Here is a 20,835-nt window from a genome sequence, read left to right as displayed (position 1 = left end):
CCTCCCAAGTACCCTCGTGCAGAAGGCGACGTCCGGGTCCCGGAGCGTCGCCTGCACCTATCTATACCCTGCTTGGTTACTGCCGGGTACACCCATGTCCTGCATCGTGCACGCCTGGGCCGCTGCGTTGTAGGGTTCCTACAAAAAGCGGTAGGGGCCACACCGAACAGCCACCCCTTCGGGCATGGTCTGCGACAACCGGGCTCGGCGGCGAGCGTCCGCCCCCTCGCGCGGCCCGGAACTCACCGGGCGGTGGACGCCGCGTCGATGACCACGACTCGCGCCCACTCGGGCGGCGTGTCCGGCACGTAGTCGGGATCGTCCTCGTTCCACGACCGACTCGCCTGCCGGGGAAACAGGCCGACCACCGTACGGCAGGACGGCCGCGTGCTCGGCCAACTCGTCTGGCCGTCGGTCAGCACCACGACCACGTCCGGTCGGTGCTGCGCCCGCAGCGCCTTGGCGAAGCCGGTGCGCAGGTCCGTACCCCCACCGCCCACCAGCGGGATCCCCTCGCTGCTGCACAGCGTATGTGCGATCGTGGCCGCCGCATCGCACGGCACCACGGTGATCAGGTCGCGCCGACCGCCCACGGCACGGCAGATCGCGGCGACCTCCAGGAGCGCGCTGCCCAGTTCGGCGTCGCTGACCGATCCGGAGGTGTCGATGATCACGCTCACCCGCGGCGGCTTGCGGCGCAGGCTCGGCAGCACGACGCCGGGCACGCCGGCCGAACGCCGGGACGGACGGCCGTAGGTGTAGTCGTCGCCCGCCCCGGCACCCGAGGTCGCCGAGCGCACCGCCGCCCCCAACAACTCCCGCCACGGCTGCGGCGGATGGAACGCCTCCTCCGCCCATCGCCGCCATCCCTTCGGCGCATCTCCCGGACGGGCCGTGATGCCCTGTGCCACCCGGAATCGCACGGCGTCGCGCTCCTGCGCGCTGAGACCGTGCGCGCCCTCCGGCCCCGACTCCCACTCGCGTTCCAGGCCGTCCGCGCCGCTGCCGCAGTCCAGCCAGACCAGCCCCTGGGTGAACGGGCCCAGCCGGAACTGGCGCAGGTAGTCCTCCATCAGCTCGCCCTCGCCAAGCCCCAGCATCGCCGGCTCGACGGCGCCTTCGGGTCGGACCAGGCCGTCGCCGTAGGCGTCGTCGTTGATCTCGCAGTCCGCGGCGATGTTCATCCGCAGCCGCTCTCCCGGTCCGACCAGCCCGCGCTCGCGCGCCACCCGGTCGCTGCGTCCGTGGTGATCGCGCAACAGGTGCGACACCTCGTGCACCCAGACCGCGGCCAGCTCCTCCGGCGGCATGCGGTCGACGAACGCCGGCGAGACGTAGCACCGCCAGTACCGGTCGACGGCCATCGTCGGCACGCTCCGCGACTCGACGATGTGCAGGGCGAACAGCGCGGTGGCCAGGTAGGGGCGGGCTCGGGCTGCGTACAGGCGGGCGGCGAAGAGCTTGTCGAGGTCCAGGGGCTTGGGGGCGTCCGCGGGTCGTGGTGCGTCCGGCGCCCTTGGCACAGCCGGCGGGCCCGATGCGCTTCGTGGGCTCGGTGCGTGTCGTGGGCTCGATGCATTCGAGGGGCTCGGTGCGGGCGGTGCGGCGGGGGGATCCGTCGGCCCGGCCGCGTTCGTGGTCGTCGGTGCGTCCGTGGTCATCGGACCGCCTTCGCGGCGCTCGCGACGCGGGCCGCCGTCCGGTCCGCTCGGCGGGACAGGGACACCGCCCCGGCGAGGCGCTCGATCGAGGCCGGGACGTCCCAGTCCTCGTGGCGCAGCGAGGCGAGCGTGGTCGCCGGGACGACCACCAGGTCCGGGGCGCCGGTCTCCATCGCCCGGACCAGGAGCGCCCATGCCGCGTCCCAGCGGGACTTCTCCGGGCGCTTGCGAACCGCGTCCACCACGCCGTCGAGCACGGCCTGGCGCAGATCGCCACGCTCGGGCAGGACGGCGGCCGCCGGGTCGGCGAGCAGGTCCTCGGGGTCGGGGAGGTCCATCCGGTCCAGGCCGGCCAGCAACTCCAGTCCCGGGCCGTCCCCGACCGTGCCCCTGACCAGCATGGAGAGCACCTCCCGGGAGGAGCCGGCCGCGGTCGCGAAGGCGATCAGGCACAGCGCCATCTCCCAACTGCGCGGCGACGGCCACGGACCGCCTCGGCCGGTCTCGCTGGTCGGCAGCCGGTGCACGAGCGTCGGTCGCGCCGCGAGCAGCCCGCACACGGCCCGACGGGCGAACGCCACCGCCTCCGGCAGGCCGGTCGGGTCGAGCCGGGGCAGGGTGGCCTTCGGCCACGTGCCGCCGAGCCCGCGGACCACGACGTCGTGGTCGTGGGTCCATTGCAGATGCACGAATCGGTTCGCCAGGGGTGCGCTCAGTTCCCAGCCGTCGGCCGCCGAGGAGCGCGGGTTGGCGGCGGCCACGATCCGCACCCCGGGTGGCAACTGCAGTGCGCCGATCCGTCGTTCGAGGACGAGGCGGAGCAGGGCGGCCTGTACGGCCGGTGTCGCGGTGGAGAGTTCGTCCAGGAACAGCAGCCCTCGGCCGGCCCGTACCAGGCGCACCGCCCAGTCCGGCGGCGCCAACGGGACACCCTGCTCGGCGGGATCGTCACCGACGATGGGCAGCCCGGAGAAGTCGGAGGGTTCGTGCACGCTGGCGATCACCGTGGTCAGCGGAAGGTCCAGGGACGCGGCGAGTTGGGTCAGCGCAGCGGTCTTGCCGATGCCCGGCTCGCCCCACAGGAGTACCGGCAGGTCGGCGGCCACGGCCAGGGTCAGGGCCTCCAACTGGGTGTCCGGTCGCGGTTCGGTGCCGGCTTCGCGTAGAAGGGCCAACAGGTCGCCGGCGACGTCGAGTTGACGCGCGTGCCGCGGCTCGACAGACGGGGTGCGGGCTGCGGTGGTGTCGACGGACGGCCGGGAGTTCGGCGCGGTGGCGGGGCTGTACGGGGCGTATGTCGTCATGTCTTCGATCACCTTTGGGCTTGGGCACCCGGGGCTGCGGCGGCGGTCGCGCGAGCGTGACCGGACGTCCCCGGGGCGGGCGGCGGTTGTGTTCCGATGCGCGTGAGTGCGCGGACTGTCATTTCGGATCGACGCGACGTCGGGTGCGCGCGAGTGTGCGGACCGAGGTTTCGGGTCGACGCGACTTCGAGAGGTTTCGGGTCAACGCGACTTCGAGTGGCACGGACAGGTGCGATAGCCGCGCGGGCGGCGGTGGTTCACGTGGATGCGGCCCGCTCCGGGGTCGATCAGGCCTGCTCTGAAGAGGCCGTAGGTGACCCGGCGCAGCGCGGCCGTCTCCAACTCGTCGCGCAGCGGACCGTCGCGCAGCAGTGCCTCGGGGCCCAGCAGGCCCTCGACGACGGCCAGGGCCCCGGCGGTGTCGCCGTGGTCCAGGCGTTCGCGAACGCCGGCCAGGCAGTTCGGGCGCCGGTGTGCCTCGTCGATGACCCGCAGACAGGGCAGCGGTGTGCCGGTCAGCGCGGCCAGCAGTTCCTCGCGGCGGATCTCGGCCGGGTCGTGGTCGAGTGGCACCAGTACTCCGTCGACCAGACCGATCCGGTGTCGGGCACCCCGGCAATCCACCGGATGCGGTCGGCCTGCCCGGTCCGGGATCCGGGACGGACCGGCCGGGACGTGATCCGGTGCCAGTGCCGAGGCGACCAACGGGTGCAGCCGATCGACGTCGATCGCGCCGGCGCGCAGCAGTGCCAGGTCCGGGAGCACCCAGGTCGCCGCGTCGGGCAGGATCGGCAACCCCGAGATGCCGCCGGCCGATTCCGGCGCGGCCCGCAGTACGGGCGGCCCGAGGTCGTCGCCGTCGGCCGTCAGGTCCAGGACCGGCCGACGTCGCCCGTCGAGCCGCACCTGGACGCTGCCCGCGGATCGACCCTCGGCCCGGAGCAGAATCCGCGCCTCGGCGGCCCACCGGTCGAGGGCGCAGTGGTGCGGGTACGGCGGTGCCCCGGCCGGCTCCGGATCCCGGTGCGCGTCCGGGTCGGCAGGACCGTCGGCGGGCAGCCGGTCGGCCCCGGATCGCACCCGCAGTTCGTCGGTCCTGCGTGCGTCCCACAGGTGGCGGTGCAGGTCCAGGCGGTATCGCCGGTTGGGGTGGGGGTGGGGGTACGAGCGCGGGGGGACATCGGCCCGGTCGGGCGATCCGTCCCACAGCGCGAGGCTGATCCGCTGACCGGCGTCCGCCCATGCGGGTGGAGTCCTGGCCACCAGGTACACCGGGCCTCGGCCGGCGCGGCCGTCATCGTCCTCGACGCGGTACCGCGCCAGGGCGATGGTCAGGCCGGGCCGCAGCAGTCCGTCGGGGGCGATCCTCGGCATGTGCCAACGCAGCAGGTCGGGAGCCAAGTGCCGGAGATCGTCCCGGACTCGGGCCGCCAGGTCTCGGCCGTGGGTGCGGGCCACGAGGCGTGGATGCACGTCGACGTCGATGCCCGCGGCGGCACATGCCCCCGCCCAGTCGCCGACGCGGCGGCGAGCGGTCGCAATCTCGATCATGGAGGGCGGCACGGCGAACTCGCGCACGCGCAGCCAAAAAGAGGGGCGGGAATCCCTGTTCGCGATTCGAGTGAGCATCAGCACTCACCTTGCGCGGACGGGACCCCCATTCTGTGAGCAGAAAGAGTGATCATCGCCGCAGAGCCTACCGGCCGTGCCCGCGTTCCGCCAAGTACCTACGCCGCAAGCGTCGCCGGAGCCGGGGAATTGGCGTGCCGGGCGGGCGGGTTGGCCAGCCGACCGGCGGGAGGGACGGCCCGGCGCCGCGCAGCGGACGGCCCGACCCGGAAGCCGCCCCGCTCTCCCGCCGCGGAGCGGCCTGGCGGACCCCACGCCCGATCTGCGCACCCACGACCTCACATCGACCAGCGCAGGGCCGTGTCGTAGTCGGCCGTGGCCAGCACGCGGTGGCGCAGGCGTTCGTGCAGTGTGTTGCGCAGGGCGAGGATGCGTGGCGCCGTGGAGCCGGGAAGAAGCGGGCCCCGATAGTGGTCGAGGAGGGTGTCGATCGGGGTGCCGGGAATGGACAGCGCCCGGTCGAGGTCGAGGAAGTCGGCTTCGACGTCGCCGGTCAGGCGGTAGGGGTCGGAGGCCAGCCGGTGGCCCAGGATCGGGCGCAGTCGGGCGAGTTCGGCCCGGATGGTGGCCGGGCGGCCGGCGGGCCCGTGCACCGCCTCGGTGATCGCCCGGGCCGTCATGCCTCCCGGTTCGCTCAACAGGGTCGTGACGATCTCCGCGTGGCGCGGGGTGAGTTCGTGGGTGGTGCCGGCGATCTCCAGGCGGGCCCGACGCAGGCCCAATGCGCGAAAGCGCAGCGGCGCGGTGGTCAGGGCGCCGGCCGCGGAGTCCTCGGCGATCAGGAGGAACAGGCCACCCGCGGCGAGGCGTTCGACCAGGACGGGTTGTCCGTCGGGGAGCAACAGGCGGCCCTCGGTCGGGGGTCCTGGCAGGTGGTGTGGGAGCCAACCGGGTGGATCCGAACGCACGATGCGGCCCCGCGCGTCGACGATCGCACTGCGGGTGCCCAGCCGGCGGGCGATGCGTTCGGTGTAGCGGGTGCTCACCCGGGCCTCCGCACGCAGCCGGATCGTCTCCAGTTCCGACTGGGCCAGTCGGCGGGCGGTGTCCAGGAGGGGTATGGCCAGTGGTTGCCAGTGCCGCTCGGGGCAGGTGAAGTCGAGAATGCCGAGCAGTTCGCCGCTCGCCGGGTCGTGGATGGGGGTGGCGGTACAGGTGTATGCGGTGGCCGCGGACAGGAAGTGCTCGGCGCCGAACACCTGGAACGGACGGCCGGTCGCGAGCGTCGTGCCGACCCCGCTCGTGCCCGCGGCGTCCTCGCTCCACAGCGCGCCGGGCAGCAGATGCACCCGCTCGGCCGAGCGCAGCGTGGCCGTGTCGCCCTGGACCCAGAGCAGATGCCCTCGGGCGTCGCTGAGGAACAGGAGCCGGCCCGGGTCCGCGGTGAGGCCGGCCAGCGAGCGGCGCAGCAGCGGCCAGATCCGGCTCAGCGGGTGTTCCTCGCGCTGCCGGGCCAGTTCGTCGTCGTAGAGGGTGACCGGCGGGAGATAGGCGTCCGGCGGCAGGCCGTGTCGCCGCGCACGTGACCAGGAGGCCCGGATCGGGTCTCGTATGTCCGCCGCCGATCCGCCACTCAGGGCTCGGTCGCGCGCCTTCGGTCGTAGCGCCATGTGACCATCATGCCGGCGCGGGGTGAGCTCGTTCGTTTCGGACGTGTAAACGCAATTCATGGCGTCGGGGCAGGTCGGCCCCGGTCGAGACGGTCGGCGTCGCCTCCGTATGGGGCGTATGGGCCGAATCGACGACATCGCCACCGCCCGCACCCGGCAGCGCCCGCGTCGCCCTCGTACCGGATGGCAAAGCGGAATGTGCAACGTTGCTGCAACCCCCCTCCGGTGTCTGGTGGAACGTGCGGGCGCTCGCGCAGACTGCGGTGGCGCACGTCGGCGACTCGGCGGCCGGGATCGGAGGAGAGAGACGGTGCCCTATCTGGAGTTGTCCGACGCCGTTCCGCTGTACTACGAGGAACACGGCTCGGGCCGGCCGGTGTTGCTGCTGCACGGGTGGACGATGAACAGCACCTTCTGGGCGGGCAATGTCGCCGCGCTGGCGGCGGAGAACCGGGTGATCCTCGCCGATTTCCGCGGGCACGGACGATCGGGCAAGACGCCCGAGGGGCATTCGTTGGCCCAATACGCCCGTGATGTCCACGAGTTGGTTCGGGCACTGGATCTGTCCGAATCGACGCTGGTGGGCTGGTCCATGGCTACATCGGTGATTCTGTCGTATGTACGGCAGTTCGGCTGCGCCGGGCTGCGCGGCGCGGTGTTCGTCGATCAGTCTCCGTGCTTCATGGATGCTCCCGACTGGGAGTTCCCGTTGCAGGGCGGCTACTCGGCCGCGGATCTGGCCGTGTTCGCGCAGACGGTTCGGCATGCCCGGCCGTCGGCGATCAAGCCGTTCATCCAGGCGTGCTTCGCCGAGCCGCCGGCTGCGGAGGCCGTGGACGCGGCGTATGCGGAGACCACCCAGACCCATACCTCCTCCGCGCTGGATGTCTGGATGGACATGGCGCATTCCGACTGGCGGCCGGTGCTGCCCGAGGTGAACGTGCCGACCCTGCTCGTCTACGGCGAGCGCAGTCGGATCTTCCCCGGGGACCTCGCCGGTTGGCTCGCCGGGGTTTTGCCCGACGCGCGGGTGGCGAAGTTCCCTGCGAGCGGGCATGTGCCCTTCGTTGAGGAACGCGAACGATTCGACGCTGTCGTCAAGGATTTCCTCCGCCGCTGACCTCCCGGGCGGTGGTACGGAGGAAGATGCGGGACGCCCGGCGGGTATCCCCGCCTCGCCCGATTCGGGCGGCCCGCGACCCGCGACTCGCGCGTCGACAGTCGGGAAGGCCGATGATTGTGATGCCTGACCGGACACCGGGTGGCACGCCGCGCGGCGGCTGCCCGGCCGACACGCGAGCGGCGGTCGTACGGACATCGGATACGCGGACGTCAGGCACACGGGGGCCGGACGTACGGGGACCGGGCGTACGACCGCCGGCGCGGGTGCCTGCGGCCAGGGCGCCGGCACCTCCGGAGTCGCCTCCGGCGGCGCCGGTGCCCTGGTCGCGGTTGTCCGGGTTGCGCGCCGATCTGCCGCATCCCGCGCGGATGTACGACCACTACCTCAACGGGAAGAACAACTTCGCGATCGATCGCGGCGCCGCGGCGGATGTGCTCGCCCTGGCGCCGGAGGTGCGTGGGATGGCCTTCGCGAATCGGGCGTTCCTGCGGCGCGCGGTGTCCTTCGCGGCCGGGTGCGGGATCCGTCAATTCCTCGACATCGGGGTGGGTCTGCCGACAGCCGGCGACACCTACGAGTGTGCGGTGCTCGCGACCGAGGAGGCGCGGGCGGTGTACGTCGACAACGACCCGCTGGTGCTCGCGCACGCCCGCGCGTTGTCCACCCGGCCCGGTCGGGTGCACGTGGCGGAGGGGGATCTTCGGGATCCCGGCACGCTGTTGGAACGGGCGGCCGGGCGGTCCGGGTTGGACTTCCGCAGGCCGGTGGCGGTGGTGCTGACCGCGGTGTTGCACTATCTGTCGGACGCGGACGATCCGCGGTCCGTGGTAGGCGAGTTGATGGCGGCCACGGCGCCCGGCAGTGCGCTCGTGCTCTCGCACGTGGCCGCCGATCTGCGTCCGGAGGCGGCCCGGGCCACGGCCGAGACGTACCGGCTTTCGGCCGCCCCACTGTTCCCGCGCACCCTCCGGGACGTGCGCGCGTTCTTCACCGGGCTGAGCCTGGTCGAGCCCGGAGTGGTCCCGATCTCGACCTGGCGAGCCGACCGCCTGCCCCGCCCGCACGCGGACCGCCAGTGGATGTACGCGGGGGTCGGCCGCAAGCCTGCGGGTGGCGCCGGGACCGGGCAGCGGGCTTGACCGGTACGCGACCCGAGCGCCCGGTCGGGTGACGAAGTCGGCCTCGGCGCATACCGACCCCGGCCGACCACGATCCGCCCTGCGACGCACCGGGAGTGGGCGTTTCACACGCGCCGGGCCCGCTGGGCACACCCGGCTTCCCCGCGGTCGCGCACACGAGCAACCGGTGCGCGGGCCGGGTATTGCGGGGTGCCGCCGGAGGTCGAGGGCCGGTGGGATCGGGACGGCCGCCGCGCCGACGGTAGGTCGGCGCGGCGGCGGGCTCGGTGGGACGGGGGCTCAGCGCGAAGGGGGCTCGGGGGACGAGGGCTCAGCGGGACGGGAGGTCGAAGTTCCAGCCCTTGGCCTTGTATTCGGTGATCAGGCGGTCGACCGCGTCCACGGTCTGTTGGCGATCGCCGCCCGCGTCGTGCAGGGTGACCACGCCGGTCGGGGTGATCCCGTCACGAAGGCGCTGGAGGAGGACGTCCACGCCGGGCAGTTCCCAGTCGCCGGGCATCAGGGTCCAACTCAGCGGGCGCAGGCCGAGGTTCGCGGCGACCGCGGGCGACTGGCCCCAATTGCCGTACGGCGCACGGAAGTAGGGTATTTCGACGCCGGGTACGGCGGCATGGATCCGGTCGTTGGTCTGCTGGATGTCCGCTTCGATCTCGGCCGGGGAGACGGTGCTCAGGTCGCGGTGGCGGTAGGTGTGGTTGCACAGGGTGTGGCCGTCGGCGACGATCGCGCGGACCATCGGCTGCTGCCACTCGACCATTTCGCCGACGACGCAGAACACCGCCTTGACCTGGTGCTTCTTGAGCACCTGCAGAAGTTGCGGGGTGTACTGCGGACTGGGTCCGTCGTCGAAGGTGAGCGCGACCTGGTTGCCGGGGTGGGCCGTCGTGGTGACCAGGGCCGGACTCACCGGCCCTGCACCGGCGGGAGTGCTCGCGGAAACGGCCGCGGGAGCGGCCTCGGCGCCGGCTGAGGCGGTGCCCGCCGTGGGCGATGCGCCGGCGGCGGGCGAACCGACCCAGGCCGTCGCGGCACAGACCAGCGCGGCGACGACCAGGGATACCGGACGCCGGCGGCGCGGCCGGGGCCGGAGGTGGGTGGTGCGAGTGGGCGACATCGGGGTGGTTCCTTTCGGTGGAGCGTTGGTCGTGGTGCTGTGGAACGACCGGGTCGCGGCGCGGCGGACTCCGCCCCCGGGAGGCATCGGTGGATACGCCGCCGGGCCGAGCGGCACGGGGCGCGCGCACCGGGGCAGGCCGAAGCGCGGGCAGGGCCCGCCCGGCTCCGCCGTCGGCGTTCGGTTGATTCGGAGCGGAATTCGATATCCGGCGTTCATCTTTTGGACTATCCGCCGATACCTATTACACCGTCACCCGACGCACGCCGAACGGTTTATCGCCTGCGGTCCGGGACACGCGGGCCGCGATTGTGCGCGGAGCATCGAGGCCGGCCGACCTCGACCCCGAGAATGAACCGTTCGTGAACGGAACCCTTCCGGAGTGCGCACGCAGCAGAGCCTTTCGGTTCTTTTGCCACCGGTCTAGACCTATGTTAGCTGTCCGTGTCAGTGCACTGACTGTGTGGAATTGCACCTGCTCACGCGCTTGACTGAATGATCCGGCATCGATCATAATCTTGCATGATCGCAACCATTCGATCAGCAAAGCGCCATGAAGAAACGTTTCCTCTCGGGCTTGATGCATTCTCCGGCGTATCGAAGCCCGGTGGGTGTTTTACGCCGCCCTCGGAAATCGAGCCATGCCTTGAATATCGAGCCGAGAATCCGAGAAAGGCCCCTCTCCCCCACCACGAAGCGGCGGAGAAGCGGGACCTCGGGATTACCGGACAGGGGATTTCCGGCCACCGGCGAGAGCGGCGCGGACTCCCCCACCCATGATGTCGGGCTTGCTGCCGTCGGCCTTGACCCCGTAGAACGGCAGGGCCGGCCCCAAGCCACTGCCCGGCGTCCCGCGCGACGCTTCCGCGAACCAACTTCGCCCAGCCCGTGGGTGGTTCGTCGGCGCGAATGCCGCGTCCGGTGTCCGCGGCCTCGACCGGCACGTAGCCGTCCTCGGCGAACGCGCGCAGTTCGATGGCGCAGCCCGGGTCGCTGTACTGGAACGTCCGGGGTCAGTCGGCCTCTCCGGGGTCGGCCAGGAGATCCGGGGCGAGGCGCAGTTCCGCGCGCACCGAGGACTCCCAAAAGCCGACGAAGCCGTTGCCGTCGCTGCCGCGGCTGCGTTCGAGCCAGTGCGTGGGCAGCGGGCTGGTCCGGCGCCCGTCGGCGGCGCGGACCATCCAGGCGTTCCGGCAGCGGATTTCGAGGGCGACCGCGCGCTGGTGGACGGCGCGCGTGCTGACGCCGAGGACGAACACGCCGTGCCCGGCGAGCAGCGCGAGGTCGGCGTCGCCCATCGCCGCGACCACCGTGCGCGCGGCTGCGGAATTGTTCACCGCCTCGTCGTACTCGTCGACGAGCGTCAGGTCCCCGCCGCCGAGAGCCGAACTCTGGTCGTACGCGGGCGGCACCTCGCCCATGTCGGCCCACACCGTGCCGAATCGCGGGTGGTTGTGCATCGCGACCCGGACGTCCGGGCGAACCTTGTGCAGTTCGAGGTGCAGCGGGATGCCGAGCGGCGCGGGCCAATCGCCCTCGACGACGTTGCCCTCCAGGTCGATGCGGATGATGTCGCGCGGGCGGATCTCTTTCCAGGTCAGCAACCAGGGGTTGCACAGCAGCGTGCCGTCTCCGAGGTTGTAGGTGATGTGGCCGGCGAGGTGGTCGTCGTAGCCCTCGCGCCAGAGCGTGCGCGCCAACAGCACGATCTCCTGAGCGGGAGTGAGATCGGGGATCAGCTTTCCGGGCGTCGGTTCGAATGCCATGAATGCCTTTCACAGAGGGAGAGTCGACCGGGGTCCGGCCCGCGCGGCCGGGTCCGCGGCGCTCAGGCGTCGAGCGGCAGGACGACGTCGGGCAGCGGGTGGCGGTAGAGCTTCGCGGCGTTCTCGCTGCACATCATCCGCAGCTCGGCGGCGGGGATGTCGCCCCAGTGGCGCGCGACCACGTCCTGGGTGTGCGGCCAGGTGCCGTCGCCGTGTGGGTAGTCGGTCTCCAGCATGATGTGGTCGACGCCGATGACGTGCCGCAGCGCGATCGTGGAGGGGTCGTCGAGGGTGCAGAACCAGAAGTTGCGGCGCAGCACGTCGGCGGGGCGGTCGTCCCAGCCCAGGCCGTAGCCGGAACGGTCGACGATGTTGTCGAGCCGGTCGATGAGCATGGGCACCCAGCCGATGCCGCCCTCGCTCATGGCGATTTTCAGGTTCGGGTGCCGGACCGGGTAGCCGGACCACAACCACTCGCTGCACGCGCCCAGGGACAGTTGGCCGAACATCGTCGCGCCGAGTTGCAGTGCGGGGCCGCCGGGCGGGATGGCGTGCATGCCCGAGCTGCCCACGTGCAGCGAGATGACGGTGTCGGTGTCGTCGCACGCGCGGATGATGGGGTCCCAGTGCTCGCGGTTCCACAGCGACGGCAGGCCGATCGCGTGCGGGCGTTCGGGGAAGGTCACCGAGGTGAAGCCACGGGCCGCGTTGCGCTCGATCTCGGCCACGGCCTCGGCCGGGTCGGCGAGGTAGGTGATCCCGCCGGGGATGATCCGCTCGGGGTAGGCGCGGTACCACTCCTCGTACATCCAGTCGTTCCACGCGCGCACGCACGCCTTGCCCACCTCGACGTCCCGTGCCTGCGCGAACACGCGGCCGCAGAACCCGGTGATCTGGGACGGGAAGTTGAGCATGGCCCAGATGCCGCCGAGGTCCATGTCCCGAACCCGGGCGTGCACGTCGTGGCAGCCCGGTCGCATCTGGTCGAAGCGCGCCGGTTCCAGCTTGACCGTCTCGGGCCGGCGGCCGGCGACGGCGTTCATGCCCACCTGTGAGTAGCGCTCGCCCTCGAACTCCCAGACCTGCGCGCCGTTCGCGTCCGCGACGATGCGCGGGCCGCGTGCGCGCAGTGACGCCGGCAGATGGGTGTCGAACAGGTGCGGCGGCTCGACGACGTGGTCGTCGACCGAGATGACGGTGTACCGCACCTCGGCGGGCTGGGGATCGGGGAGGAACAGCTCGGGGTCGAGGGTCGTCACGACAACTCCCTGATCCTTGTGTGTCGCCATGCGACACGGTATGTTGCACAGTGATCCGCAATGTATCGGAGGGTTCCCGATGGCCGTCAAGCCCCTGCAGAGCCTTGCGCGCGCCCTGGAAGTGATCGAGGTCGTCGCCGCGCACGAGCCCGTCGGGGTGGCGGAGCTCGCTCGCCTCACCGGAGTGGACAAGAGCGCCCTACAGCGGGTCCTGGTCACGTTGCACGCGAGCGGATGGCTGCGGCCCACCGCCGAACCGCCCACCCGATGGCGGCTGACCACCCGCCCCCTGGTCCTGGCGGCTCAGGCGCGACGCCGTGACGACCTGTCGACCCGCGCTCGTCCCGTGCTCGCGGACCTGCGCGAGGCGACCGGGGAAACGGTCACCCTCGCGGTGCCCGACGCCGGGCGCATCGTCGCCGTCGATGTCGCGGAGAGCCGGCAGCTCGTGCGCACCGTCCCACGCATCGGGCTGGTGTTCCCCGCGGCCACCAGCGCGGCCGGGCTGGCCCTGTGCGCGGCCACACCCCCCGACGAATGGGACCTGTCCGGCATCGATCCGCACGACGAATGCTTCGGGCGGGAGTTGGCCGACACTCGCAGCCGCGGCTGGTCGCTCAGCATCGGCGCGGTGAACGCCGACATCTCCAGCGTCGGGGCGGCCGTGCTCGACGCGACCGGCCGCCCGATGGCCGCGCTGATCGTCAGCGCCCCGGCCGGCCGACTCGACGAAGCCGGGTGCACACGCGTCGGGAGACTGGTCGCCCGGGCGGCGGAGAGCCTGAGCGAGCACGGACGGCCGTCCTGACCACATTTCCGGCACGGCCACGACGTCGTCACGATCCCCGACGCGGGCCGCCTGGGCCATCCGGAGCGCCCCGAGCAGGTCGACTCGGCGATCGTCGAGATTTTCGAAAAGTATTGAACGCGAATCCCGTTCCCCGCGCGAGCGATTCGCCCTGCCGGAAGCGGGCGGGCGGGTCGGCGCGCCGAGCACACGGGCACTCTTTCGAGGGACTTCACGCCGGGCTTCCCGCGACTAGGCTGCTTGTCGGATCCATGATGCAAATGCAGGTGGCTTTGCACGAGGGCGGTCGCGTCCGTGATCGCGCCGTTCGGGCCACGAGCGGACGGGTTCGGAAAGGGTGATGAGGAATGCGTGCCGGCAACGGGGATCCGGCGGACTCGTTCGGGTCCGTGACGTGGGTGAAGAGCAGTGCGAGCACGGCCGAGGGCAATTGCGTGGAACTGGCCGCGCTGCCCGGCGGGGAGATCGCGGTCCGCGATTCACGGTTCACGCGAGGGCCGGCTCTGATCTACGCGCGAGCGGAGCTCGCCGCGTTCGTGGCGGGCGCCAAGAGCGGCGAGTTCGACTCCTTGATCGACTGAGCCCGGCGGTTCGACCGGGTCGCGGCCGACCGGATCGACGGACACGCGGGTTCCTCCTCGGAATAATGGCGTGCGTCGACACGTCCATTCCTGGAGCCCGCATGTCCGCCGACCGCCCGGCCCGCGTCCCGTCGATCGCACCGGTGGTGTCACTGACCCAGCAGAGCAGTCCGGCCGCTGCCGTGAAGGTACTGGGCGCCACACTGCGCAAGTTGCGTCTGGACAACGGCAAGGGGCTCAAGGACGCGGCCGAGGCCATTCGGGCGTCGATGTCCAAGATCAGCAGGCTGGAGCGGGGCGAGAGCCCGCCGCGCGCCCGGGACGTCTTCGATCTGGTCCGCTTCTACGGCGTCCACGACGAGGAATCCCTCTTCGAGATAGAGGAGTTGCTGAAGAAGGCGCTGGAGCGCGCGTGGTGGAGCCACTACAGCGACGTGATGCCGGGCTGGTTGGCGCGGTTGATCGGCATGGAGGACGCGGCGACCAAGATCGACACCTATGAGGTGCATGTCGTACCGGGGCTGTTGCAGGTGCCCGCGTACACCCGTGCGATCGTGCGGACCGGGTTGCCTCGGGCGGCCGACGAGGAGGTCGAGCGGCGGATCGAACTGCGGCGTCAGCGACAGGCGTTGCTCGCCGACGAGCGCCGTCCGGACCTGACCGCACTGTTGGACGAGGGCATCCTGCGGCGGCCGGTCGGCGGTCCGGACGTGATGGCCGAGCAGATGCGGCACCTGTTGGCCGAATCGGCCCGGGACCGGATCAACATCCGCATCGTGCGCTTCGACCGGGCGGCCAGCATCACGCCGCCGTCGCCGATGACGTATCTGCGCTTCGCCTCGGGCGGGCCGAGCGAGATGATCTACCTGGAACAGGCCAACAGCGCCACGTACTTGAGCAGGCGTGCGGACATCGACGCCTACCGCGAGATTCTGCTGCGACTGTGGGCCGTGGCCGAGGACCGCCTGTCCAGCCAACGCATGTTGCGCGACGCCGAGCGGCACTTCGCGGCGGCCGGGCAGGCCCCGGACGGAGGTCGAACCCCGTCCGGATAGGCCGCGGCGCACCCGTCGTTCCGGTTCGCGGCGGGCCCGGTCAGGGGATCCGGGCCAGGCCGCCGTACTCGATCCACTCGTCGGTCTGCTGCCGTGCGGTCACGTGCGAGTCGGGCCGCCACGTGGAGACCTCGACCAGGCCCGGTTCCAGGATGGTCAGGCCGTCGAAGTAGCCGTCCACCTGGGCGGGTTCGCGCACCCGACCCCAGTTGTTCCCGGTCGCCTCGGCCATGAAGTCGCTGACCCCGTCCCGGATCGCCGGGTCCTCGCTGACCAGTTGGCAGATCACCATGAAGCTGCCCGAGGGCAGCCGCTCGGCGACCCGGCGGATCATCGCGGCGGGCTCGGCCGATTCGGGCAGGCAGTGCAGGACCGACACGAACAGCGCGGCGACCGGTTCGTCGAGCCGGATCAGCCGTTCGACCTCCGGGTGTTCGAAGATGCCCGCGGTGTCGGTCATGTCCGCCTGTATCACCGCGGTGTTGTCGTTCTCCTCCAACAACATCCGGCCGTGCGCCAGCACGATGGGGTCGTTGTCGACGTAGACCACCCGGGCCGCGGGGTCGACGCCCTGGGCCACCTGGTGCACGTTCTCCCGGGTCGGCAGGCCGGATCCGTGGTCCAGGAACTGCCGGACCCCGTATTCGGCGGCCAGCACCCGTACCACCCGTTGCAGGAACGCCCGGTTGTTGCGGGCCAGTTCGCGGGTACTCGGGACGATCTTCAGCAGTTCCTCGCAGGCCGCCCGGTCGGCGGGATAGTTCTCCGTGCCGCCGAGGTACCAGTCGTACATCCGGGCCGCGCTGGGTGTGTCCACGTCGATCTCGGAATCGTGTTTCTCCCCGTGCCCCATCCTGCCCCCTCGTTGTCGCGCCCGCCGGTGCGCCGCCGCCGTCCCGGGCCCACGGGCCATGCTAGGACCGCAGGTCGTCCCGGGGCAGGTACTCGATCGAGATGCGCCCCGCAGCATTGCGGCCCGCATCGGCGCGGGTGAACCAATGGACGACGGGCGAAACGGCGACCGGGGAGAAACGGACCCCGCGGGCGGGGAGGGTGGCCGGAGCGAGACGGGTCGCGTGGCGGCGGAAGGCGGCCGGAGCGAGACGAGCCGCGCGGCGGGAGGAGGTGGCCGGAGCGAGACCCGCCATGCAGCGGGAGAAGGCCACCGGAGCGAGACGGGCCGCCCGGGAGGAGAAGACGGCCGGGCGGGAACGGGCCGCGCGGGAGGGGCCGCACGACCCGTGCCGTCTCATCGATCGCGATGTCCGGACACCGGTGCGGCTTCGGGACCGCGTTCGAGGGCCTTGACCACATCCGTGGGCAGGCTGCGTTCGGCGAGCACCAACTGCGCGGCCACCTCCGGTGGATCGGTGCCCATCAGGTCGGCGGTCGCGGTGAGCGTCATGCCCAGGCGGTAGTGCAGCATCACCGCGTCCGCCTGCGGCGACGGCAATGCCTCGTGCAGGGAGTCCGGCGCCGGCCCGGGCGAGCCGGCGACCGCGCGGCCCAGGATGCGCCAGGCCCCGGCGGTCGGGTTCGGCCCGCGCAGGATGTCCGCCCAGTTCGTGGCCAGTTCCGCGACCGCCGACTGCACGGCCCGCTCGCCGCGGACCGGGTCGCCCACCCGCAGTCGGGCGTACTGCGCCCAGCGCGCCCGGTGCAGCAGGCAGAACGCGGCGAAGTCGAGCGGAGCACGGGACCGCCCGACGACCGCGACGCCGACGGTGCCCGATCGGACCGGTGCCGGGTCAAGGGACATCGACACCACCCGAACGGGCCGGTGCATCCGGGTCGGCGGCCCCGCGTCGGCTACCCGAGCCCGGGTCGGCTGCGCCGGAACGTGCGTGCGCACCCGTCTCGGGACCGTCGAGCGCGGCGAACGCCAATCCGCCGGACGGGAATCCGGCATCGCCGAGACGGGTCAGCACGCCGTAGTGCACCTGGGTCCACAACCTGCGCACCACATCGGGATGTGCGCCCAGTCGCTCGACCAGGATCTCGGTGCAGGCCCGGTCCGGGATCAGTTCGCCGGCCAGGATCCGCGCCGGCATGTCGGCGGTCAACGGAGCCGCGCCGAGCAGATCCGGTGCCGGTTGCCCGGCGGCCAACCACAACCCGCGCAACATCGCCGCCAACAACCGCACCAGATCCCGCAGTTCGCGCCGAATGCCGTGATCGATGCCGCGCGAACACTCCCACAATGCCCGCAACTCGTGGGCGTCGCCGGTCAACTTGCCGGCCAGTGTCTCCACCACCGGCCACGACGCCCACACCTCTCCGGCCAGGATCCGGGCCAGGAACTCCACGCTGATTCCGGCCTGCCAGGCCAGGTCCGCGACGGTGATTCCGTCGAGGCGGCGCAGTTCGCGCAGCGCCGCGGCCAACCGTTCCCCCGCGTGCTGCGAGCAGGACAGGTCCTCGCCACCGCCGCCGTCCGCCCCCGGGTGCCCCCGAGCGCCCAGGCGCGCGGCCAATTGCGCGGACCACTCCGGGCGCACCCGCGTCGTCGCGGGCGGGTGCGCCTCGCCCACCACCGCCCGATAGCGCTGGGTCTCCCCGCTCAGCCGATCCGCGTACGCCAGCCGCACCCGCAGCGGCTCGCGGGTGCGCTCGGCCTCCTCCAGTGCGCAGGCCACCCGGCGCAGGATCTCCACGATGCCCGCCTCCAGGCCCCGCGAGTCGGCCGGAGGGCGCGCGCCCCGCTCGCGCTCGCGCACCCGCTGCGCGCGCCGCCGACACGTCGGGTCGCAGTACATCCGCTTGCGGCCGGTCGCCTTGCGCTGGGCGAAGCGCCGCCCGCACGCCGCGCACCTGGTGATGCCCCTTCGGGTGTTCATCCCCTGTTTCTCCTTCCGGTTCCGGGCGAGGCAATCAAGGGATCCGCCGGATCCGCGGTACGCCCGCATCTCGCCGGCGGCGCCGCGGTGCTCGGCCGGAGCAGGACGTCCGCAACCTCCGCACTCCCCGTCGTTTCCCCGAAGAGAAAGCACGGAATAGTACATTCGGGAATCGTCGGAGGCGGTCGGAAAACCCTCCGACGGATAATTCGATCAGCATGGGCGATTCCTTGATCGTTGTTTCCGATGACCTCGGAGCGGCGACCGCCGCCCGGGGTCATTCGACGTTCCGGAAGCTACTCCCAGACTTTCCCGGACATCAACGAATCCACGGAAATGCAAATGCACGGAGCCCGGCCCCGAGCATCCGAAACGATCGAGGACGTCCTGTCGATCCGACATCATCGAACGGTCGATGCGCCGAGAACCGCAGGTCCGAGGGCATAAAAGCACACACGCCAACGAGACCCGATCGGAAAGCGTCAACGCCTCGGAACGACCAGATTTCCACCCTCATCATGGAGAGGACACGCCCGTTCGTCGAATCCACTCTCCCGAGTGACGCCCATGCAATTGCATATGCAAAAGGCCGGCCTCTGCTCGCCGCCGGAAATCCCGACAATACCGACACCCGTCCCGCCCGACACACTTCCGTATCCGCTCCGGCGCCTTCGCACCGCTGCGTCGGCCGCCCGCGCACATGCCGCGCACACTCCGCCGGCCGCGCGGACCCGCGTACGCCCACGCGCGCACCGAACGCCCGGGCGCGACCCCCGCCCGGCAAGCCGCCCTCGACCCGCCTGCCCGCCCCACACACCCGCCCGGTTCAGCCGTGCACCCGCCCCGGCCGCACGCCGCGGATCGCCCAGGCCCGCGCGCCGAGCACGATCGACCCGTCCGCCCGAGTCGGCACCGACGCCCGCAGCGCCTCCCGCAGCCGGTCCCGGGCCGGCCCGGACAGCGCGGCCACATACCCGGGAGCGGGGCCCTGCCCGGCCAGGAACGGCTCCCACAGGTCCGCGAAGCCGGCAAACCCGGTGGTGATCTCGATCGGTACGACCGCCACGTCGAGCAACCCGGCCCGCTCCCAGCACTCCCGCAGCCGATCGGGACGGCACACCGCGAACCGGCGGCCCTCGTCCCACCGCTCCGCCGCCGGGTCCACCGCGCCGGCGGCGGCCCAGAAGTACCGCAGGAACTCCATGCCCTCGGCGTAGTCCCACACATATGCGGCCACCGTCCCGCCGGGCCGCACCACCCGGGTCGCCCCGGCCACCGCCGCGGCGGGCGTCGGCAGGAAGTTGAGCACCAGTCCGCTCACCACGACGTCGCACGCGCCCTCCCGAAGCGGCGGCGCCGTCGCGTCTGCCACCACGAAGCCGGCCGGCGCGGGCACCTCGGCCCGGGCCCGCGCCACGAAGGCGGCGGACCGGTCCAGGCCCAGCACCCATCCGGGTCGGGCCCGCGCCACCACGGTCGCGGTCAACGCGCCCGTACCGCAGCCCGTGTCCAGCCACCGCAGCCCCGGCGCGGCATCCAGCCAGGCCACGAACTCGGCCGCGACCGCCCGACTCCATCGCCCCATGTACCGCTCGTAGGCGTCCCCGACCGCCCATGTGTCGAACCGCTGCCCGGTCATCCCTCCACCATCCCCGACCCGGGCCGGACCGGCCACAACGGCGCCGGTCGCGGGCCGGCGAGCCGGGCGGTCGGCTGCTCCGCGCGGGCCGACACGCCCACGCACCGCAGCGAGCCGATCCGCGCCGGCCTGGCACAATGGTTGGGGAATCGGTTCGATCGCGCCGGTCGGCGCCGTCTTCCGTGCGGAGCGTGCCGGGTGAACGCGTCCAGGGAAGAGGAACCACCCCGTGAGCGAGAGTCGACCCGCCGAGGGCCCGCCGACATCGAACCAGGACGTGGCGCACAACGCCCGGGTCTGGAACCACTGGCTGGGCGGCAAGGACAACTACCCGATCGACCGCAAGGTCGGCGACCACGTCACCGACATGTTCCCCTCGATCGGCGAAGTCGCCCGGGCGGATCGCGTCTTCCTGGGCCGGGCGGTGCGGTTCCTGGCCGGCGAGGCGGGCGTGGACCAGTTCCTGGACATCGGTACCGGGCTGCCCACCGCGGACAACACGCACGAGGTCGCCCAACGGGTGAACCCCGCCGCGCGGATCGTGTACGTGGACAACGACCCCCTGGTGCTCGCGCACGCCCGCGCCCTGCTCACCAGCACCCCCGAAGGCGCCACCGACTACATCGATGCCGACGCCCACGACCCGGACTCCATCCTTCGCGCCGCCGCGGCGACGCTGGACTTCGAGCGGCCGATCGCGGTGATGCTGCTGGGCAGCCTCAACTTCATCCTGGACACCGACACGGCCGTGGCCATCGTGCGCCGACTGATGGACGCGGTGCCCGCCGGCAGCTACCTCGTGGTCACCCACCCGACCACCGAGCTCGGCGGCGAGGGCAACGTCGAGGCGATGCGCTTTTGGAACGAGAACGCCACACCGCCGATCACCGCCCGCAGCCGCGCCGACTTCGACCGGTTCTTCGAGGGCCTGGAGATGCTCGAACCGGGCGTCGTCTCCTGCGCCCGCTGGCGCGCCTACTCCCCCACCGGCGAACTTCCGCCCGTCGTCCCCCAGTTCGGCGCGGTCGCGCGCAAGACCTGAGAACGGGCCGCACATCCGCCGACCCCGGGCACCCCTACCCGCGGGCCGTCCGGCCCCGCCGGCGCACGCACCGCTGTCGGCGGCGCCCGGCAACCGAGCCGGCGCATTCCGCCCACCATCCCGACCACCCGGCCCGCACTGTGGCGGGGGGGGGGCCGGGCCCCGGGGGCGCCCCCCCCCCCCCCGGGCCCCCCCCCCCCCCCCGGGGGGGCCCCCCGCCGGGCCCGCAAACCCCCCCCCGCGGGGGGGCGGGCACGGGGGGCGCCCA

At 72.1% G+C, this 20,835-nt stretch carries 17 protein-coding genes; 6 read left to right on the top strand and 11 right to left on the bottom strand.

Features of this window, described 5'->3' with window-relative positions; genetic code table 11:
- Nucleotides 1-242: 242 nt before the first annotated feature.
- The 4 genes from ACFZBU_RS06250 to ACFZBU_RS06235 all read right to left on the bottom strand — a co-directional run bounded on the left by ACFZBU_RS06250 (nt 243) and on the right by ACFZBU_RS06235 (nt 6,204).
- Nucleotides 243-1,661 (bottom strand): VWA-like domain-containing protein, encoded by a 1,419-nt coding sequence (locus ACFZBU_RS06250; protein WP_391582306.1) that lies wholly within the window; start codon nt 1,659-1,661, stop codon nt 243-245.
- Nucleotides 1,658-2,965, bottom strand: coding sequence for an AAA family ATPase (locus ACFZBU_RS06245; RefSeq protein ID WP_391582305.1), 1,308 nt, complete (start codon nt 2,963-2,965; stop codon nt 1,658-1,660). Before ACFZBU_RS06245 ends, ACFZBU_RS06250 begins: the two co-directional genes overlap by 4 nt.
- Before the next feature lie 201 nt (nt 2,966-3,166).
- Entirely contained in the window at nt 3,167-4,594 is a 1,428-nt protein-coding gene (locus ACFZBU_RS06240; protein ID WP_391582304.1) for a hypothetical protein, read from the bottom strand.
- 278 nt (nt 4,595-4,872) lie between these two features.
- Nucleotides 4,873-6,204 carry a GAF domain-containing protein gene (locus ACFZBU_RS06235; protein ID WP_391582303.1) on the bottom strand — a complete coding sequence of 444 codons (1,332 nt, stop codon included), beginning with the start codon at nt 6,202-6,204 and terminating at the stop codon, nt 4,873-4,875.
- Nucleotides 6,205-6,514: 310 nt separating this feature from the next.
- Between ACFZBU_RS06235 and ACFZBU_RS06230 the strand changes: the two genes are divergently transcribed.
- Together ACFZBU_RS06230 and ACFZBU_RS06225 are read left to right on the top strand one after the other, a co-directional pair.
- The gene (locus ACFZBU_RS06230; RefSeq protein WP_391582302.1) at nt 6,515-7,324 is read left to right on the top strand and encodes an alpha/beta fold hydrolase; all 810 of its coding nucleotides are present in this window, start codon (nt 6,515-6,517) and stop codon (nt 7,322-7,324) included.
- 317 nt (nt 7,325-7,641) lie between these two features.
- The gene (locus ACFZBU_RS06225) at nt 7,642-8,466 is read left to right on the top strand and encodes an SAM-dependent methyltransferase (RefSeq protein ID WP_391582301.1); all 825 of its coding nucleotides are present in this window, start codon (nt 7,642-7,644) and stop codon (nt 8,464-8,466) included.
- Nucleotides 8,467-8,776: 310 nt separating this feature from the next.
- Here the strand turns inward: ACFZBU_RS06225 and ACFZBU_RS06220 are convergent, their stop codons facing one another.
- The 3 genes from ACFZBU_RS06220 to ACFZBU_RS06210 all read right to left on the bottom strand — a co-directional run bounded on the left by ACFZBU_RS06220 (nt 8,777) and on the right by ACFZBU_RS06210 (nt 12,605).
- Entirely contained in the window at nt 8,777-9,580 is an 804-nt protein-coding gene (locus ACFZBU_RS06220; protein ID WP_391582300.1) for a polysaccharide deacetylase family protein, read from the bottom strand.
- Between the two features lie 1,013 nt (nt 9,581-10,593).
- Complete coding sequence (locus tag ACFZBU_RS06215; protein WP_391582299.1) at nt 10,594-11,346, bottom strand: class II aldolase/adducin family protein; 753 nt, start codon at nt 11,344-11,346, stop codon at nt 10,594-10,596.
- Between the two features lie 62 nt (nt 11,347-11,408).
- Nucleotides 11,409-12,605 (bottom strand): amidohydrolase family protein, encoded by a 1,197-nt coding sequence (locus ACFZBU_RS06210; protein ID WP_391582298.1) that lies wholly within the window; start codon nt 12,603-12,605, stop codon nt 11,409-11,411.
- Between the two features lie 79 nt (nt 12,606-12,684).
- On the opposite strand from ACFZBU_RS06210, the gene ACFZBU_RS06205 reads away from it, so the two are divergent.
- The 3 genes from ACFZBU_RS06205 (at nt 12,685) to ACFZBU_RS06195 (ending at nt 15,049) form a co-directional block, all read left to right on the top strand.
- Nucleotides 12,685-13,413 (top strand): IclR family transcriptional regulator, encoded by a 729-nt coding sequence (locus tag ACFZBU_RS06205; protein WP_391582297.1) that lies wholly within the window; start codon nt 12,685-12,687, stop codon nt 13,411-13,413.
- A gap of 347 nt (nt 13,414-13,760) precedes the next feature.
- Nucleotides 13,761-13,994 (top strand): DUF397 domain-containing protein, encoded by a 234-nt coding sequence (locus tag ACFZBU_RS06200; protein WP_391582296.1) that lies wholly within the window; start codon nt 13,761-13,763, stop codon nt 13,992-13,994.
- A gap of 101 nt (nt 13,995-14,095) precedes the next feature.
- The gene (locus ACFZBU_RS06195; protein ID WP_391582295.1) at nt 14,096-15,049 is read left to right on the top strand and encodes a helix-turn-helix domain-containing protein; all 954 of its coding nucleotides are present in this window, start codon (nt 14,096-14,098) and stop codon (nt 15,047-15,049) included.
- 40 nt (nt 15,050-15,089) lie between these two features.
- Here the strand turns inward: ACFZBU_RS06195 and ACFZBU_RS06190 are convergent, their stop codons facing one another.
- The 4 genes from ACFZBU_RS06190 to ACFZBU_RS06175 form a co-directional block, all read right to left on the bottom strand.
- Complete coding sequence (locus tag ACFZBU_RS06190) at nt 15,090-15,902, bottom strand: SAM-dependent methyltransferase (protein WP_391582294.1); 813 nt, start codon at nt 15,900-15,902, stop codon at nt 15,090-15,092.
- A gap of 396 nt (nt 15,903-16,298) precedes the next feature.
- Nucleotides 16,299-16,808: a hypothetical protein gene (locus ACFZBU_RS06185; RefSeq protein ID WP_391582293.1), complete on the bottom strand. Its 510-nt coding sequence runs from the start codon at nt 16,806-16,808 to the stop codon at nt 16,299-16,301.
- On the bottom strand, nt 16,798-17,886 hold the full coding sequence (locus tag ACFZBU_RS06180) for a helix-turn-helix domain-containing protein (protein ID WP_391582292.1): 1,089 nt from the start codon (nt 17,884-17,886) through the stop codon (nt 16,798-16,800). The genes ACFZBU_RS06185 and ACFZBU_RS06180 overlap by 11 nt, the downstream gene beginning before the upstream one ends.
- A gap of 826 nt (nt 17,887-18,712) precedes the next feature.
- Complete coding sequence (locus ACFZBU_RS06175) at nt 18,713-19,525, bottom strand: class I SAM-dependent methyltransferase (protein WP_391582291.1); 813 nt, start codon at nt 19,523-19,525, stop codon at nt 18,713-18,715.
- Between the two features lie 229 nt (nt 19,526-19,754).
- Between ACFZBU_RS06175 and ACFZBU_RS06170 the strand changes: the two genes are divergently transcribed.
- Nucleotides 19,755-20,567 carry an SAM-dependent methyltransferase gene (locus tag ACFZBU_RS06170; RefSeq protein ID WP_391582290.1) on the top strand — a complete coding sequence of 271 codons (813 nt, stop codon included), beginning with the start codon at nt 19,755-19,757 and terminating at the stop codon, nt 20,565-20,567.
- Nucleotides 20,568-20,835 lie beyond the last annotated feature (268 nt).

Origin of the sequence: Embleya sp. NPDC008237, assembly GCF_042956465.1 — a bacterium.
Lineage (GTDB): Bacteria > Actinomycetota > Actinomycetes > Streptomycetales > Streptomycetaceae > Embleya.
The sequence above is the reverse complement of the archived record's forward strand: the minus strand, read 5'-3'. Positions and strand labels throughout refer to the sequence as shown.